Annotated in this window: 14 protein-coding genes and 2 pseudogenes; 7 read left to right on the top strand and 9 right to left on the bottom strand. The window is 49.7% G+C overall.

What is annotated here, in order from left to right:
* Positions 1-43 precede the first annotated feature (43 nt).
* The 3 genes from ACPXXB_RS01595 to mtgA are packed head-to-tail and all read left to right on the top strand — an operon-like array spanning position 44 to position 3,293.
* Positions 44-967, top strand: coding sequence for a DMT family transporter (locus tag ACPXXB_RS01595; protein ID WP_423908598.1), 924 nt, complete (start codon positions 44-46; stop codon positions 965-967).
* On the top strand, positions 960-2,549 hold the full coding sequence (locus ACPXXB_RS01590; RefSeq protein WP_423908596.1) for a gamma-glutamyltransferase family protein: 1,590 nt from the start codon (positions 960-962) through the stop codon (positions 2,547-2,549). The genes ACPXXB_RS01595 and ACPXXB_RS01590 overlap by 8 nt, the downstream gene beginning before the upstream one ends.
* Before the next feature lie 39 nt (positions 2,550-2,588).
* Positions 2,589-3,293 (top strand): monofunctional biosynthetic peptidoglycan transglycosylase, encoded by a 705-nt coding sequence (gene mtgA, locus ACPXXB_RS01585; protein ID WP_423908595.1) that lies wholly within the window; start codon positions 2,589-2,591, stop codon positions 3,291-3,293.
* Here the strand turns inward: mtgA and ACPXXB_RS01580 are convergent.
* On the bottom strand, positions 3,290-4,024 hold the full coding sequence (locus ACPXXB_RS01580; protein ID WP_423908593.1) for a phosphoribosyltransferase: 735 nt from the start codon (positions 4,022-4,024) through the stop codon (positions 3,290-3,292). The two genes, mtgA and ACPXXB_RS01580, sit on opposite strands and share 4 nt — an antisense overlap.
* Before the next feature lie 154 nt (positions 4,025-4,178).
* Here ACPXXB_RS01580 and ACPXXB_RS01575 point away from each other — a divergent pair, with 154 nt between their 5' ends.
* Positions 4,179-7,382, top strand: coding sequence for a type ISP restriction/modification enzyme (locus ACPXXB_RS01575; protein WP_423908592.1), 3,204 nt, complete (start codon positions 4,179-4,181; stop codon positions 7,380-7,382).
* 40 nt (positions 7,383-7,422) lie between these two features.
* On the opposite strand, the gene ACPXXB_RS01570 is transcribed toward ACPXXB_RS01575, so the two are convergent.
* The 3 genes and pseudogenes from ACPXXB_RS01570 to ACPXXB_RS01560 all read right to left on the bottom strand — a co-directional run.
* Positions 7,423-8,082, bottom strand: a complete 660-nt coding sequence (locus ACPXXB_RS01570; protein ID WP_423908590.1) for a hypothetical protein — start codon at positions 8,080-8,082, stop codon at positions 7,423-7,425.
* Between the two features lie 3 nt (positions 8,083-8,085).
* The gene (locus tag ACPXXB_RS01565) at positions 8,086-8,295 is read right to left on the bottom strand and encodes a hypothetical protein (protein ID WP_423908588.1); all 210 of its coding nucleotides are present in this window, start codon (positions 8,293-8,295) and stop codon (positions 8,086-8,088) included.
* Between the two features lie 107 nt (positions 8,296-8,402).
* A pseudogene (locus ACPXXB_RS01560) lies at positions 8,403-8,621 on the bottom strand (tRNA epoxyqueuosine(34) reductase QueG); the annotation flags it as partial.
* Positions 8,622-8,679: 58 nt separating this feature from the next.
* On the opposite strand from ACPXXB_RS01560, the pseudogene ACPXXB_RS01555 reads away from it, so the two are divergent.
* A pseudogene (locus ACPXXB_RS01555) lies at positions 8,680-8,826 on the top strand (type ISP restriction/modification enzyme); the annotation flags it as partial.
* 107 nt (positions 8,827-8,933) lie between these two features.
* Here the strand turns inward: ACPXXB_RS01555 and ACPXXB_RS01550 are convergent.
* Positions 8,934-9,911 carry an SDH family Clp fold serine proteinase gene (locus tag ACPXXB_RS01550; RefSeq protein WP_423908586.1) on the bottom strand — a complete coding sequence of 326 codons (978 nt, stop codon included), beginning with the start codon at positions 9,909-9,911 and terminating at the stop codon, positions 8,934-8,936.
* An 11-nt stretch (positions 9,912-9,922) separates the two neighbouring features.
* Entirely contained in the window at positions 9,923-10,123 is a 201-nt protein-coding gene (locus ACPXXB_RS01545) for a hypothetical protein (protein WP_423908584.1), read from the bottom strand.
* Between the two features lie 716 nt (positions 10,124-10,839).
* Here ACPXXB_RS01545 and ACPXXB_RS01540 point away from each other — a divergent pair.
* A complete protein-coding gene (locus ACPXXB_RS01540; RefSeq protein WP_423908582.1) occupies positions 10,840-11,397 on the top strand; it encodes a thioredoxin family protein in 558 nt (185 codons plus the stop codon).
* Positions 11,398-11,486: 89 nt separating this feature from the next.
* On the opposite strand, the gene ACPXXB_RS01535 is transcribed toward ACPXXB_RS01540, so the two are convergent.
* Positions 11,487-12,143, bottom strand: a complete 657-nt coding sequence (locus tag ACPXXB_RS01535) for a peroxiredoxin (protein WP_423908581.1) — start codon at positions 12,141-12,143, stop codon at positions 11,487-11,489.
* A 268-nt stretch (positions 12,144-12,411) separates the two neighbouring features.
* Between ACPXXB_RS01535 and ACPXXB_RS01530 the strand changes: the two genes are divergently transcribed.
* Entirely contained in the window at positions 12,412-13,260 is an 849-nt protein-coding gene (locus ACPXXB_RS01530) for a hypothetical protein (protein WP_423908580.1), read from the top strand.
* Between the two features lie 59 nt (positions 13,261-13,319).
* Here ACPXXB_RS01530 and ACPXXB_RS01525 read toward each other — a convergent pair whose 3' ends face one another.
* Together ACPXXB_RS01525 and ACPXXB_RS01520 are read right to left on the bottom strand one after the other, a co-directional pair.
* Positions 13,320-14,777: a pyridoxal phosphate-dependent decarboxylase family protein gene (locus ACPXXB_RS01525; protein ID WP_423908579.1), complete on the bottom strand. Its 1,458-nt coding sequence runs from the start codon at positions 14,775-14,777 to the stop codon at positions 13,320-13,322.
* A gap of 70 nt (positions 14,778-14,847) precedes the next feature.
* The gene (locus tag ACPXXB_RS01520; protein ID WP_423908577.1) at positions 14,848-16,182 is read right to left on the bottom strand and encodes an MFS transporter; all 1,335 of its coding nucleotides are present in this window, start codon (positions 16,180-16,182) and stop codon (positions 14,848-14,850) included.
* Positions 16,183-16,512 lie beyond the last annotated feature (330 nt).

Here is a 16,512-nt window from a genome sequence, read left to right as displayed (position 1 = left end):
CGAATTTAGTCTTGCTCGCATAACATTCTCGCATTCAGACATTGTGAAGCAAAACCGGTATCTACTCGGTATTCTGCTGGTCATCTCCGGCGGTGTTTGCTTAAGCATATCGGGTATTTTGTTACGCATTATGGATAATGCCGATGGTTGGCAAATAATATTTTTCCGCTCTATTGCGTTTTTTTGCACCATCCTGACGATTCTGGTTTTCAAATACGGCAGGAAAACCTTCGCGGCATACCGGGCGGTCGGCATCCTCGGGCTGGTCGCCGCCACCCTGCTCAGCCTTGGATCGGTTCTTTACATTTTCGCCATGCTCAACACCACGGTCGCAAATGTGGTGTTCATTATTGGATCGAGTCCGCTGGTGACCGCATTGGTGGCATGGCTTTTCCTTAAGGAAAAGCTCAGTGCCTGGCGACTGGCGACAATGGTCGTGGCGGTGTTGGGCATCGGATTGATGTTTATAGACGGCTTCGTGAGCGGCGGACTATTGGGCAACATTCTGGCAATGTGCATGGTATTTGTGTTTGCGTTTTACCTGTTGATATTGCGCGCCAAAAAAGACGTTGACATGGTGCCGGCGACCGGATTGTCCGGTTTGCTGACGTTTGCGGTCGCTGCAATCATGGTTTCCGATCTAAATATTACCGCCCATGACTTATTAATTTGCATCGTCTTGGGCAGTCTCCAATTTGGCTTGGGATTCTTCCTGTTAACCCTGGGAACGCGCTTCATCCCGGCCGCGGAGGTCGCACTATTTGCATTGAGCGAATCGGCGCTCGGCCCGATTTGGGTTTGGATTGGGGTCAATGAGGTACCAGGAAATTACACGTTTTTTGGAGGCGGCATCGTGTTAGCCTCGGTTATTACCTACAGTTTGATCGCTATTCGCCATGAACGACAATTGCACAATCACTTAAAAAATCAATCAAACAATCCATTCGCAGCAAAACCAAATGAGTAGTTACCGGGAACAATTTCTCTATCCTTCCCAGCGTATGCCGGTCATGGCCAGGAACATGGTTGCCACTTCCCATCCGCTGGCGGTGCAGGCTGGATTATCGATCATGCGCCAGGGCGGCAATGCGGTAGATGCTGCAATTGCCACGGCAATTACGTTGACAGTTGTGGAACCGACCAGCAATGGCATCGGCGGCGATGCTTTTTGTATTTTGTGGGACGGCGAGCAACTGCATGGCCTCAATGCTTCGGGACGGAGTCCGGCGGCGCTATCGGCCGATTATTTTGCCGGGCTGAGTGAAATGCCGCAACGCGGATGGGACAGCGTGACTGTGCCAGGCTGTGTCAGTGCCTGGGTTGCATTGTCGAAACGCTTTGGCAGACTGCCGTTCGACAAACTATTTGAAGCGGCCATAGAGTACGCCGACAATGGTTTTATGGTGACACCGATTACGGCAAATGCCTGGTCTGCGGCAGCTGAAATATTTTCTGAATTTGAAGATTTTGCACCCTTCCTTCCAGGCGGAAACGCGCCCAAATCTGGCCAACTATTCCGCTTCCCGGATCAAGCGCGAACGCTGCAGAAAATCGCCGACACTAAAGGCGGGGCATTTTACCAAGGCGATCTGGCAGAGCAGATGGTGAGTGCAGCAAAATGCGCCGATGCCAAGCTGGCCGCGACCGACCTTGAGGCACACCAAGCCGACTGGGTTGATTTAATTTCTCATGAGTATAACGATTTTGAGTTGCACGAAATCCCACCCAACGGTCAGGGATTGGCCGCGCTGATCATGCTCGGAATTATTCAACACCATAATATCGCGCAGTATGAAATGGATTCGGCAGACAGCCTGCATTGCCAAATTGAGGCTATGAAACTGGCTTTTGCCGATGCTTTTCGCTACATCGCCGACCCCGCCTATATGGACATCAATGCCGTTGCGCTTCTGGATTGTGGGTATCTGGAAAGTCGCGCCGCATTGATCGACATGAAAAAAACCGGAAATCCTGCCTATGGCTTGCCGCCGAACAGCGGCACGGTTTACCTTGCCGCCGCAGATCAATCCGGCATGATGGTGTCGATGATTCAAAGTAATTACCAGGGATTTGGCTCCGGCATCGTCATACCCGAAACCGGAATTAGCCTTCAGAACCGAGGCGCCGGTTTCGTTTTACAAAACGGCCATCCGAACCAAGTTTGCGGCGGCAAACGCCCGTTTCATACTATCATCCCGGCGTTTCTCTGTGCTAATGGAAAACCTTTCATGAGCTTCGGGGTAATGGGCGGACACATGCAGGCACAGGGCCATGCCCAAATGGTGATACGGATTTGTGATTATGGACTAAACCCCCAAGCGGCAAGCGATGCGCCGCGCTGGCGAGTATCCACCGATAATCAAGTTCATATTGAAGACGGTATTGGCGACAAAGTTCGCGGTGAATTGAAAAACCGCGGGCACAATATAGTGGATAACAATGCAGACACCCGATTCAGCATGGGTGGCGCGCAGTTGATCGTGAAAACCGAGGCCGGTTATATCGGCGGTTCCGACCACCGCAAAGATGGCATGGCTGCGGGCTTCTAGGATTGTTTTTGTCATCTGGTATTTGGCGGTATTTGATTGATGATGCGGCAAAAACTTAAAACCAGACTCTTGGCCATTGCGCTGTTTTTATTATTGCTGCCTGTAATTTGCGCGATAATTTTTATTGGCGCTCTTCGATGGATCGATCCAATCACCAGCTCGGTCATGCTGCAAAATAATATTCATTCGGTTTTGTCTGGAGAGAACAAGTTCTCAGCATACCAATGGCATGATTGGGACAAAATTTCAGGGCATGCGGCAGTCGCGGTTATCGCCGCTGAAGATCAGAGATTCCCTGCCCACTTCGGCATCGACTTTAATGAACTGTTCAACACCATCGCCTCGAAATCTGATCGACTACGCGGCGCGAGCACCATCACCCAGCAAGTCGCCAAGAATCTTTTTCTTTGGCCCGAACGCAGCTACTTCCGAAAAGCATTGGAAGCGGGGTTGGCAATTTTGATTGAAATATTCTGGAGCAAACAACGCATTCTTGAGGTCTATCTTAACATCGCGCAAATGGGGGACAACCTGTTTGGCATCGGCGCCGCCAGCGCTTTTTATTACCACAAGACGCCTGAGCAATTAAATCGGCACGAAGCCGCGCGAATCGCCGCGGTATTACCCAATCCGACGCAATACTCAGTTCTGCAGCCTTCGGCATTTGTGGTCAAACGCCAGCGATGGATATTGAAACAGATGAAACAGTTGGGTGGCAAGGCATTGTTGGAGAAACTCGATTAGCGGTAAGCGATACCCAGATAGTAATCCACTTCCTGCTCGGTATAGCCAATCAAGTCAACCAGTCTGCGGCGACACTCGTCCATAGATGCGCCGCGTTGCTTCCATAGCGGCACCCGCTTCATTAATGTTTCTACCCGCTCTCGGGGTGTGATAATCCATGTATTCTGCGGGGTTTCGCCAAAATAAAAATCAGCGCCACTGACCGCCATCGCCTTGGGTTTCATATACAACGCTAGGTTCAGCACCTTGTGCGCGCCGCTGTCGAGAATGTGGCGCGTGAGAAACTGCATGGTGCCGCCTTCATCGCCAAGGTCGTCGATGACAAGCACGGTTTCCCCGGTAATCGGGATGGAAATTTCGTGTTGCACTAACGGGTTTTTATAACGCTCTCCCGGCCCCTTGTATAATGAAACCCCAATGGTTCCAAACTCAATTTTTGGAATTTCTCCATGACGGCCTTCAACCAAATGATCGTAAAGCAAGACGCTGGGCAACAATCCGCCCATGGTCACCATCAACGATTTTGTAATCTGTTCGGGCAGGTTTTCATGTTGTTTTTGATAGGCGTGCACCTGTTTCGCTAAATCCAGGCAAGCAACCGATTCAACAACATCAGGCACCAGCAGAAAATTGAGTTCGTCGTCCGGCACCGACACCCCTTCAGGATTGCGCCAGAAGTCAATGTCAATGGCCTGGCGGTATGATTTAGTGTTTTCGTAATAATCATTCATTCCTTAAAAACAGGGTATTATCCCATGCGGAAATTTTTTAACGATTATGATACAGAAATATCCACTAAAATACACGGCATATGCAAGCGTATTATTCGGCAGCGACAATGCCACCTAAAACCGCCGCCGAACCCAACCCGACTGCGGACAAACAATGAACATCCACCCATACCTCAAGCAACTCGACCAGCACCACCAAGCCGGCATCGCCACCGAACACACCCACCGCTCGGCGTTGGAAACCTTGTTAAAGGCGACGCTCCCCGGCGTACTGGTCACCAACGAGCCGAAGCAGATTGACTGCGGTGCACCCGACTTTGTACTGACCCGCAACCAAATCCCGCTCGGCTACCTCGAAGCCAAGGACCTCGGCAAGAGCCTTGACGATCCTGCCCACAAAGAACAACTGAAACGCTACACCGAATCACTGGATAATCTGATTTTTACCAATTACCTGGAGTTTCGCCTGCTGCGCGACGGCAAACCCGTATCAACGGTTGCTATCGGTGAAATCGTCAACGGAAAAATAACAAGTAAAACCAAAAACTTCGCCAACTTCACCGCGCTCCTCGACGCCTTCATCGGCTACCAGGGCCAAACCATCCAAACTGCTGCCGACCTCGCCAAACGCATGGCGATGAAAGCGCGACTGCTAGCAGAGACGATTACCAAAGCGCTGCATCAGGACGAAGGCGCAACCGACCAGCCCAGCGAAATTGACAGCGCCCTGCAAGGCCAACTCGCCGCGTTCCAGAAACACCTAATCCACGACATCGCGCCCGCCGCATTCGCCGACATTTACGCCCAGACCGTTGCCTACGGCATGTTCGCGGCGCGTCTGCACGACCCGACCCCGGTCACCTTCACACGCCGCGAAGCCGCCGAACTCATCCCCGCCAACAACCCGTTCCTGCGCCGATTTTTTCAACACATCGCCGGCTACGACCTCGACCAGCGCATTCGCTGGATCGTCGACGACCTGGCCGACATCTTCCGCGCCGCCGATGTCGGCGAATTGATGAAAGACTACGGCAAAGCCACTCAGCGCAATGACCCGTTCCTGCATTTTTACGAGACCTTCCTCGGCGAATACGACCCGAAGTTACGCAAGAGCCGCGGCGTTTATTACACCCCAAAACCGGTAGTGGACTTCATCGTGCGCGCCGTGGATGACATCCTGCAAAAGGAATTCGGCTTGTCCGCCGGCCTCGCCGACACCAGCAAAATCACCATTGAAATCGACGCGCAACCGTCCACCGACAAACGCAAGAAAGGCACAATCGAGAAGTACAAGAAGGAAGTGCATCAAGTGCAAATCCTTGACCCGGCCACCGGCACCGGCACCTTCCTCGCCGCCGTCGTGCAACAGATTTATAGCGAGCATTTTGCCAATCAAAAAGGCATCTGGCCCGACTATGTCCGCAACGACCTGATTCCACGATTGAACGGCTTCGAAGTGTTGATGGCATCCTACGCCATGGCGCACACCAAATTGGACATGGTGCTGCGCGACAGCGGCTGCGAACTCGACGACCGCCGCCTGCGCGTCTTCCTGACCAACTCCCTGGAGCAACACCACCCCGACACCGGCACCCTGTTCGCGCAATGGCTTTCGGCCGAGGCGAATGAAGCGAATTTCATCAAGCGCGACACGCCGGTGATGGTGGTGCTGGGCAATCCGCCGTATAGCGGTGAATCCGCCAACAAAGGCGAGTGGATTACCGACTTGCTGCAGCCTTACAAACAAGAGCCGGGCGGCGGAAAATTGCAGGAGAAAAATTCCAAGTGGCTTAACGATGATTATGTGAAGTTCATTCGTTATGGTCAGCACTACATTGATCGCACCGGCGTGGGCGTCCTCGCCTACATCAACAACCACAGTTTTCTGGACAACCCGACCTTTCGCGGCATGCGCTGGAGTTTGCTGCAAAGTTTCGACAGCATTTATATCATTGACTTGCACGGCAACAGCAAGAAAAAGGAAACCACGCCCGACGGCTCGCCGGATAAAAATGTGTTTGACATACAGCAAGGCGTGTCCATCAACTTGTTCATAAAAACCGGGCAGAAGAAAAAGGGGGCTTTGGCGCGCGTGCTCCACCACGATCTGTATGGACATCGCGAAAGCAAATATCAATTTTTGTGGGACAGCAATCTTAAACAAGTTGGCTTCCAGGAATTGAAACCGCAAGCGCCACAGTATTTTTTCGTGCCGAAGGACTACAAGCTGCAGGGCGAGTATGACAAAGGATTTTCGGTCAATGAGTTGTTTCCGATAAATGGCACCGGCATAGTTACAAAAAGAGACAAACTCTCTATTCATTTTTCACGCGACAGAGCACTCCAAGCAGCAAGAGACATATTGAACATGGAGAAAGATGAGTTTTACCGTAAATACAACCTTCCGAATGATGTGCGAGATTGGCGGTATGAGTGGGCAAGGAATGATATTGAAAAGTTTGGCATCAGCAACAAACTTGTACAAACAATTCATTATCGACCTTTCGACTTTCGGGAAATTGTCTATACGGGGCGTACTCGGGGGTTTATCGGCTGGCCGGTTATGCAGGTAATGAAGCACTTTCTCTTGGGTGAGAATGTGGGGTTAGTCACTTCACGCATTACAAAAGATAATTTTTCTGTATTATGCACCAAGCACATAACGGCACATAAGAACGCTACCCGCTACGACATAAGTTACATATTCCCTCTCTACCTCTACCCCGACAACAAACAACAAAGCCTCGACAACAAACAAGAGCGCGAACCTAACCTCGACAAAAACATCGTGCAAACCATCGCCGCCGGACTCTGCCTGCGCTTCACCCACGAAGTCGAGGCCGACCCCAACACCTTCGCCCCCATCGACCTGCTGGACTACCTCTACGCCGTCCTCCACTCGCCCGCGTATCGGGCGCGTTACAAAGAGTTTCTAAAAATAGACTTCCCCCGCGTGCCATACCCCACCGACAAAAAACAATTCCAAAAACTGGCCGCCCTCGGCGCCGAGTTGCGCGGATTGCACCTGTTGGAAAGCCCAACCCTGAACACCCTCATCACCGGCTACCCCGAAACCGGCGACAACACCGTCACCAAACCAATCTTTGAAATCACCGACCCCAAAAACCGCCTCGGCAAAGTCCGCATCAACAAAACCCAATACTTCAGCGACATCCCAGAAACCGCCTGGACCTTCCACATCGGCGGCTACCAACCCGCCCAAAAATGGCTAAAAGACCGCAAAGGCCGAACCCTAAACCACCACGACATCATCCACTACCAAAAAATCATCATCGCCCTGCTTGAGACCGAGCGATTGATGGGGGAAATAGAGAAGTGCGGGAATATTTGCGGTTGATGGCACCGGAGGCGGTATTAGGCGCGACCGGGGGCGTGGATTACAGATTAAATCTCTGAAAAACTTCCACATCAAAAGGCTGCACGGTGACAATTTTGTCCGCGGAAATCAGCATATGATCCCGCTCGGATGGTGACATATTAAAGACCGATGAATAGTCTGTTTCAACGTTAATTCTCGCTTGCTTATCTCGATAACCGCTCCATTCCGGGACGAGACGCAACCATTTACGCTCTTCATTGTTGGGCGCCTCAAGTGGCCAACCTGCATAGACTTTATTATTCTCCAATGTGACCATAATCATTTTTTTTGCATGGATCCTTTCATAAACGATTTGAGCCAGCCCGTTTTCATTAAGATTTCTCAAGTCCAGTTTATATTTACACCTGCGTCCCCCACAAAGTCGAGTTCCTATGGCAAAGAACGACCGGAAGGCAAGCGCAATGGTAAATGCCAGTACCGGCGCATGTTCTGGGACGATCTCAACATCAAATAAGGTAAGACCGCGGAAAGCCGGCGCGTATAACAATACGGTCAGGGCGAGCACCAGAGAAAAGCCGGTGACGATAATGCGAAAATACAAAACATAGCCGGTGGATTTGGACAGCCACAAACGGCAAATCGGCGCATCGTAAATAATGTAGCCGCATGCCAATATGGAGAGAGTTCCTAATACAAATCCATTTGTTAGTGAAGACATTGATTAAGAATTGTTTGGTGTTTTCTCGGAGGGTGTATTCAATGGCTCAAGTTTGTTGCCATTCAGTCTTTTTCCTGCGATGTTCAGTTCTCGCATCACTTGCTGCCGTTTTTGCACTTCGGGTTGCGCGAAAAACTCATCCGCATTGACTTGAACGCCGCCTGTTTTCCCTATGTGAATTGTAAGGGGTTTTGTTTTGTGGGTGGTTTTCATGATTGTCTCCTCTGTGTGGTGTGGTTGGTAGGGTAAGTATACCAAAAAGTGAAATTTTTTGTGCCGCTTGAAAATCTATATCAACCATTTGATTTTTCTACTATTTTTCATCTCCTAAAATGCGCCCCCAGCACCCAATCCACATGCTCTCGTACCAACTCGGAAGGGTGGCTTGACCGGTTGCGCAGAGCCGAGATGACCGCTTCGTTTGAAGGTGCGTTGCCGAGGGCGACGGCGAGGTTTCGCAGTCAACGGGTATGTCCGATACGGCGGATTGCAGAGCCTTCGGTGAAGTGTGCGAAGTCTCGCTCATCCCAGGCGAACAGTTACCAGGGGGGTGGCGTCGAGTTGCCAGGGCGCGACGATGGCGTCCGTCGGGCAAAGGATGTCCCCGAAATCGCCTGGCATTTCTTCATCGGCGGCTACCAACCGGCCCAAAAATGGCTAAAAGACCGCAAAGGCCGCGCCTTGAACCACCACGACATCATCCACTCCCAAAAAATCATTGTCGCCTTAGTGGAAACCGAGTGATTGATGCAGGAAATTGATGAAGCAAGCGAATAACCACCGGCCAATCGGCTGCCCCATGTCTGGCCTGAGGCTTACCACGAAATTTTCTAACTCTGGATACCGCGGTTTCAGACGGGGGGTTGATTTGGCATTAGATCAATCTGAAACCCGGGGGGCATTTGAGGAGGAGCATGGTGTTTGATAAATGCGCGACCGGTTTGATTTTCGACAATTTTAACGGCGGGGGTGCCGGTAAACGTATGGGTTGTTGCATGAAACACAGAAAGGCTTGCATCCTGTAATTTTTCATCATTTTCCAATCGAGTTACCACCAACCCTTGATCCTCAAGATCATCGCGTGATATATGTCGACTATGACTCTTGAAATTCTGGTGTTTGGCAAACCACTTTGAAATCGCTTCGGCTTTCTGTTGTCCGTCTTCCTCCGCATTGAACATATACGCTTCCAGCCATGTCTTTACCAATTCTTTGGACATGGCCAGAGCCACTTCACATCTCACCAGCAAGTCGGGGCCATATTGGCTTAGCATCGGCAACCACGTCGATAGTTTGCCTGGGTCAGCACATTCTTTTTGTGCCTTATCAAACTGGTCCAAGACTGCTTGAGCCGGAACCAAGCGCGCGCCCAGTGAGGTCAAGAGCAGAATTTGCGGATCGGTCGGTCCGAGGAAAGAATGTTTACCGAGCACAATTTCATCAGCAGCACATGAAATCATCGTCGCCGCTGACATGGCAAGATTGGGAACAATTACGCGAATATGAGAAAAGCGTGACCGCAAATAAGAAACGATCGCCTCGGCCGCTTCGGGGGAACCGCCAGGGCTATGCAATATCAAATCAAGATTAGAACCTTGTAGACCATGAGTCACCTCCATCAGCGCGTGAATATCCTCGTCGCCAATCAACATAGCCGCTCCCGGTGCTTCGCTCTTTTGTTGCCATCCCGAAGCGTACAAAATGACATTGCGCCCAGTATGTCGGTAGAGTTGAAGGAGATACTTGCGCCGAACTCCATCAAAAAAGTCCGGTACACCCTGCTGGCGGCTACCTTCAAGCTCAGCGAGAATCTCACTCCAAATGGGCATGGTAAAACCGTTTAAGAAATGTTCGCGCGGTCTGATGTAAGGATATGCGGAATTTCTTTCGTTGCTGAGCGATAAGAATCAAGTGCCTGGTCTTGTTTCTGCCACCATTGATAGACCTGCATAACTTCACGTACCCCAGGACGAGATAGCGCATCCTCAAGCATGGCAGCGAACTTTTTCTCGCGGTCGGAAATGTGGTGTGTTTTAGTCATTTGAGATTCTCCAGTTGGTTATAGTGTGGTCGTTTATACTATTTTAGTGGTCATTATACCTACTTTAGGTGTAGCATGGATAGAGGGCAATCACAGCCCAGTGTCCGGGTTCACTCATATTGCACTTCTTTTGCCCCCTGTCGCGTGCATGTTTCTGAACTTATACAATGATTTTGACCGCTACACCACAGCCACGAGAGATATACAACGATTTCAGATGCTTGAGAAATGCACATTCGGTTTTGCCCTCGCCAACCAGCAACACAGTATGACGTGCGAAAAGCTTGGGTTTCACCATGCAATATCCGGTGTGGCGCCGTAAGCGCCAGCGCGATACTTTCCATAGTAGTTGTCGTCCCGCCGGACGCCTGGTATATCATCCAATCTCCACGCTTTACTGCAGCCGTTATTTTTTCAACAAGCAGTATTTGCTCTTTCAGCAATGTATCCTTTACATCGGGGATATAGGAAGTAAAGATAATCTGTAATTATTAACTTATACCCAGATTTACCAAGTCGTTTCTCCCTGTTTTTTACACATTTTCCGTAAAACTAAAGAACTTTGCCAATCAGATGAAAACCCGGTAGGACCGGGTTCATGATTAATTCAGCCCACGGCAAGATCTACTTCTGTGGCATTTCAAGAATGACGGTGTAACGATTTTAGGTTACTATTCAAATAATGATTTCAAATTACCCAACAATGGCGGCGAAAAATGGCGGCGCTTGAAACACCCGTATGTGAGTTTGGATTACCTGCTGTGGATTTTAGTTTGCAAGGTATTGATGGGAAAACCTGGGGGCTGAATGATTGCGTCGGGGAAAACGGATTGCTGGTAATGTTTATCTGTAATCATTGCCCTTATGTCAAAGCCGTTATCGATAGAATCGTTGGCGATGTCAGTGGCCTTGAGAAGCACGGCATAAAAAGCGTGGCGATTATGTCAAACGATCCTGACGATTACCCTGAAGACTCTTTTGACAACATGAAGCGCATATCCGACAAGCATAATTTTACATTTCCATATCTGATCGATACCGACCAGAAAATCGCGGAAGGTTATGGCGCGATTTGCACGCCGGATTTTTTTGGCTACAACGCCGACCTTCAACTGCAATACCGCGGACGGCTGGATGAAAGCGGGAAAAAACCGCCGAAACTGGGCGCCCGTCGGGAATTGTACGAAGCCATGAAGCGCATCGCACAAACCGGCAAGGGGCCTCTGGAGCAAATCCCCAGCATTGGTTGTTCGATAAAATGGTCAGGAAAATAGTCTGGCAGCAAATAAACGAACTGCCGAATTGCCGGACTGTGCTTGATTTCAGGCAAGCATAATTTGCGAACGCGTCGCTGAAGAGTCGCCTACGGCTGTTTGACTAAGCGCAGATACGGCTTCACGGTCTTCCAGCCGTCGGGATATTTCTCTTTGGCCTGTTCATCGGAAACCGCCGGCACGATAATCACATCATCGCCCTGTTTCCAGTTCACCGGGGTTGCCACTTTATGCGCGGCGGTTAGTTGCATGGAATCAATGACACGCAAAATTTCATCAAAATTGCGGCCGGTGGTCATCGGGTAAGTCATCATTAACTTGATATTTTTATCGGGGCCGACGACATAGACCGTGCGCACCGTGGCATTGGTCATGGCGGTGCGCCCTTCCGACGTCCCGCTCTCGTCCGCAGGAAACATGTTATAGCGCTTTGCAACATTGAGATCAGTATCGCCGATCATCGGAAAGTTGACCGCATGCCCCTGGGTTTCCTCGATGTCTTTAGCCCATGCCGAGTGATCGTCAACCGGGTCGATACTCAAGCCAATAACCTTGCAATTACGTTTTTCAAATTCCGGTTTTAGTTTGGCGACATAGCCCAATTCGGTGGTGCATACCGGGGTGAAATCCTTGGGATGGGAAAAAAGAATCCCCCAACCATCCCCCAGCCAGTCATGAAAACTAATTTCGCCTTGCGTGGTATTGGCGGTGAAGTCCGGCGCTTGATCATTAATTCTTAAAGTCATGTTACTGTCCTCTTATTATATAAATGTTATAATTATAATTCGTCGGGACGGATAATTATATATCTAATGCGCTAGAACCAATAAACTAATTTCATGTTACTATTTCGTAATGTCAGCCAATTTACCGCAACCGGACTAAATACCGTCGCAGGCGAACCGCACCGCTACAACCGAGAGGCTTCTACTTTGGGGATGCCCCGATGCATTTCCATTCAATGAACATGTGGCTATACTCCCACGCATATACTTGTTTTATCAGGAGAAAATTATGAAATGCGCTGTTGCTCTACTTTGTCTTTGCTTCTTTGCCGGCAATCTTGGCGCTCAGGATGATTCCGAAAGAGAGGCTTTTGAAGACTTCAGACACGCCGATTTCGATGAAAATTCAAACCGGATTGATAATGAATGGTGGCCCCTGCCGCCCGGGAAGCAGCTCCATTATCAGGGCTATACGATTGAGGATGGTAAAAAAGAAGAACACAGTATCATTTTTACCGTCACCGATTTGGTCAAGGAGATTGACGGCATTTCAACCGTTGTCGTTTGGGACAGAGACTTCAAAGAGGGAATCCTGCAAGAATCGGAACTCGCATTTTTTGCGCAAGATAAAAAGGGGAATGTTTGGCACTTGGGCCAATACCGTGAACTGTATGAAGAAAACGGCATCGAGCTTGTCGGCGGGCGAGCCTGGCTTGTCGGCCATTTGAAGGAGGCAAAGGCGGGCATTATGATGCCGGCGAATCCGCAATCCAACACGCCCGGCTATTCGCAAGGTTATGCGCCCGCGCCTTTTTATTGGACCGACCGCGCCCGCGTAATTCTAACCGGGCAAGAAATTCAGGTTGCCATGGGAAGTTACAAAAACGTGCTGGTGACCGAGGAATTCAATTACGAGGAACCCGGCGCCTTTCAACTCAAATATTACGCAAAGGGCGTAGGCAATGTCTATGTCGATTGGAAGGGGGATGACCCCAACAAAGAGGTGTTGGAATTGGTCAAACTGGTCTATCTCAATGGAGATGAATTGGCGGAAGCTCGCAAACAAGCCTTGCAGTTGGAAGAAAGAAATTATATCTACGGCTCGACACCACGCGCAAAATTACGCAGTAAATACTAATCCAGAGGCGACCCTCAATTTTCCGGGGTATTTACTCGATACCCCGGTTTCCACCAATTTCAATTGGTTATGGATTGCCCGATTCGAATCGTCTCTGCTGCCAGAACATCAAAGTCTTCAAAGCGACTGCGGTGGTTGGCGATGGCGACCCGAATGCAGTAAACGCCATTCAGGGTGGTATAGGACGGCGCGGCAATGCCTTGCTCCTGTAGCTCCACCAATATCTCGCGATTAAGTTTATTCAGTCCTTCCTGCTCCATTGCGCCGGGATTATAGCGATAGCAAACGATATCAAGACCAATCGGGGCAATCAGTTGCAAATGCACAGACTTTTCAATCAGCGTGCCGAGATATTGTGCCTGCTCCACGTTTCTTGAAATCATCCGACCGAGTTTTTCAGTGCCGTGCTCTTTTATCGTCATCCAGATTTTTAGTGCGCGAAAGGATCTGCTTAATTGCAACCCGTATTCTGAAAACCAATAGGGCCCCGAAGCAATGCCGCGCGTGGCAGGCTCAAGGTATTCCGGCACCAGTGAAAATGTGTCTCGATGGGCTTTTGCATCGCGTACCAACACGCATCCAGCTTCAAACGGGATATGCATCCACTTATGCAAATCCATGGCGATGGAATCGGCCCGTTCGATCCCGGATAAATACGGTTTGACCGTTTCAGACAGCATCGCCGTCGCGCCAATGGCGCCATCCACATGAAACCATATATTATGTTGGCTGCATATATCCGCGATACGGTTAAGATCGTCTATGGCGCCGGTATTGACGGTGCCGGATGATGCGATTACACAAATCGGCTGGCAGCCCAATCGTGTATCTTCGGTAATGGCGTTGTTCAATTGCTCAAGATTGATGGTGTAATCATCGCATACTCCAATTTTTCTAAAACAATCGTGACCCAAGCCGAGCAATTCCACGGCTTTCTGATTACTGCTGTGAACTTCAGTTGAGGCGTATACGGTCAGCTTTTTGTCGATCGCCTGCACGCCGTGTTTTCTCACATCAAAGCCGGCAACAACATTTCGTGCCACGGTTATCCCCACCAGGTTCGCCATTGATCCACCGCTAACCAGCAGTCCGCTCGAGTCATCGGGAAATTCCACGACTTGCTTCATCCAGTTGGTAACCTGGGTTTCCACCATAGCGGCAGAATGGTTTCCGCCCCCCATATTCGAATTCATAGTGGATGCCATTAAATCAGCAAGGGCGCCCATGACGGTGCCGTTTCCCATATACCAGGCCCAGAACCGGGGGTGAATATTTCCCATGGGATAAGGAAAGATATTGGTCAAAAATTCCTGGTAAATCTCGGACGGATCAGACGGCTTTTCGGGAAGCGCGGCGTGAAAAGTCTGCGCTATCTCTGTCGGAACCCGTTGCCAAACCGGTCTGTCGCTCACTGATTCTAAATAATCGATGGCATCATTCACCATTTGGTGGGCCAGCGCCCTCATTTTTTCCCAATCTTCCGGGTCAAGTGTTTCGTAAGGTTGGTTGCTATTCATTATATTACGCCTGATCTTGCTCTTGATATTATTCCCGGTATGACCTTTGAGGTTTGTCTGGTTCAGGCCATCAATGCGGGGTTAATTTATATTCTATGTCTTTGGCCGCCTGTATTCCATTTTTAACATTGACCTTTAACAAAACATAACCACCGGCCGCAAAAAGCATCACTAAAACCAAAATACTATCCCGCGCTTCGCTGCGCGCGAATAATACCGGCACCGCCGCCATCAGCAGCGGGCCCAGGATGCTTGCAAATTTTCCGACCATATTAAAAAACCCGAAGAACTCAGCCGTCTTGGATATGGGAATCAAACGCGCAAACAGCGACCGACTCAGACTTTGCACCCCGCCCTGGACTAAACCAATCGCCACTGCGAGTTTATAAAAATCAGCCGCTGAATCAAGCCACCCCCAGGCATAGAAAACCGCCAGGGTGTAAACAATCAACCCAATCAAGATGCCTGACTTAGGTCCGATACGTTTGCCCAGCCAACCGAAAAATAATGCGGCTGGAAAGGCCACAAACTGAGTTAACAATAATGCGGTAATCAAACTTTCCTGGGGTAGTTCAAGAACTCGGTTGGCAAAAAATATCGCCATTTTGTAAATAGTGCCGACGCCATCGATGTATAGCCAGTACCCGGCAAGAAACAGCAATGCCGCTTTCAGTTGCCGTAGTTCTCGGTAAGTGATACGCAGTTGTTGAAAACCCTGCCGTATGCTTTGACCGAAAGTTGTTTGTGCCAAAGTTGTTTGTGCCAAAGTTGTTTGTGATTGGCTGGTGGTCTCTTTGACCACCCATAAAAGCGGCGCGGTAAAAATTGCCCACCAAATGGCTACGCTGATAAATGACAATGATAAAGCCGTGCCTGGATCTGCCAAACCAAACAGTTGCGGTTTGGTTACCATCAGCACATTGACAAGAAATAAAATTCCGCCGCCAGCATACCCCAGAGCATATCCATAGCCCGATACAACATCCAAATCCTCTTCTGAAGATAGGTCCACAATCATTGCATCATAAAAAATATTGGCGCCTGAAAATCCAATCTGGCCCAGCCCATAAATCAGCAACCCCATCCACCACATGCCGGCGCCGACCCATGCCAACCCGGCGCTCATTAAAATTCCCAGCATGGCAAAGGTGGCGAGAAATTTTTTACGGCGGCCACCGCGGTCGGCAATGGCGCCTAAAACCGGCGCCGCGATGGCAATCAATATACTGCTGACCGCCAATGTTATATTGAACCAAAATTGGGCATCCCGTGTGGTTAGCTCGGCGCTCAAGAGCGTATAAAAAACCGGAAAGAATCCCGCCACCACGGTAGTCGCGAATGCGGAATTTGCCCAATCATAAAGCGCCCAGGACAATACCGTTTTATCAAACAATATTTTTTTCACGATTTCATTATGTGTTTAAATCTTTCCATATACCAGCGTTAGTCATTCCCTTATAGTGAGTTTACAAATCCGATTTCGGTAGTGACCCCACTTGCACCAGAATTACGAAACTTGAATTCAAGCAGAACCTAAAAAATTCTTTCAGTCTGTTAGCGTGTCGAATCCAGCGCCGAAATAAGGCGCTTGATAACCACGGTTTTCAGGGTGACAAAAACACCCAACCAAGCGGTGATAACCCAGCAACCAAATCGGCGTAGAGGCAAGGCATACCTGATCTCTACGATAACATGTCTGCCTATTAGTGGTGACACCATGACTCTGGCATGCTAA

Origin of the sequence: Candidatus Spongiihabitans sp., from assembly GCF_965237845.1 — a bacterium.
In the GTDB taxonomy this organism is placed as follows: domain Bacteria; phylum Pseudomonadota; class Gammaproteobacteria; order Arenicellales; family Poriferihabitantaceae; genus Spongiihabitans.
This window is presented reverse-complemented; position numbering and strand designations above follow the sequence as displayed.

Coding starts and splice junctions, on each gene's coding strand:
- ACPXXB_RS01590 (WP_423908596.1), top strand. CDS start 960: ATGAGTAGTTACCGGGAACAATTTCTCTATCCTTCCCAGCGTATGCCG.
- mtgA (WP_423908595.1), top strand. CDS start 2,589: ATGATGCGGCAAAAACTTAAAACCAGACTCTTGGCCATTGCGCTGTTT.
- ACPXXB_RS01580 (WP_423908593.1), bottom strand. CDS start 4,024: ATGAATGATTATTACGAAAACACTAAATCATACCGCCAGGCCATTGAC.
- ACPXXB_RS01575 (WP_423908592.1), top strand. CDS start 4,179: ATGAACATCCACCCATACCTCAAGCAACTCGACCAGCACCACCAAGCC.
- ACPXXB_RS01570 (WP_423908590.1), bottom strand. CDS start 8,082: ATGTCTTCACTAACAAATGGATTTGTATTAGGAACTCTCTCCATATTG.
- ACPXXB_RS01565 (WP_423908588.1), bottom strand. CDS start 8,295: ATGAAAACCACCCACAAAACAAAACCCCTTACAATTCACATAGGGAAA.
- ACPXXB_RS01550 (WP_423908586.1), bottom strand. CDS start 9,911: ATGCCCATTTGGAGTGAGATTCTCGCTGAGCTTGAAGGTAGCCGCCAG.
- ACPXXB_RS01545 (WP_423908584.1), bottom strand. CDS start 10,123: ATGACTAAAACACACCACATTTCCGACCGCGAGAAAAAGTTCGCTGCC.
- ACPXXB_RS01540 (WP_423908582.1), top strand. CDS start 10,840: ATGGCGGCGCTTGAAACACCCGTATGTGAGTTTGGATTACCTGCTGTG.
- ACPXXB_RS01535 (WP_423908581.1), bottom strand. CDS start 12,143: ATGACTTTAAGAATTAATGATCAAGCGCCGGACTTCACCGCCAATACC.
- ACPXXB_RS01530 (WP_423908580.1), top strand. CDS start 12,412: ATGAAATGCGCTGTTGCTCTACTTTGTCTTTGCTTCTTTGCCGGCAAT.
- ACPXXB_RS01525 (WP_423908579.1), bottom strand. CDS start 14,777: ATGAATAGCAACCAACCTTACGAAACACTTGACCCGGAAGATTGGGAA.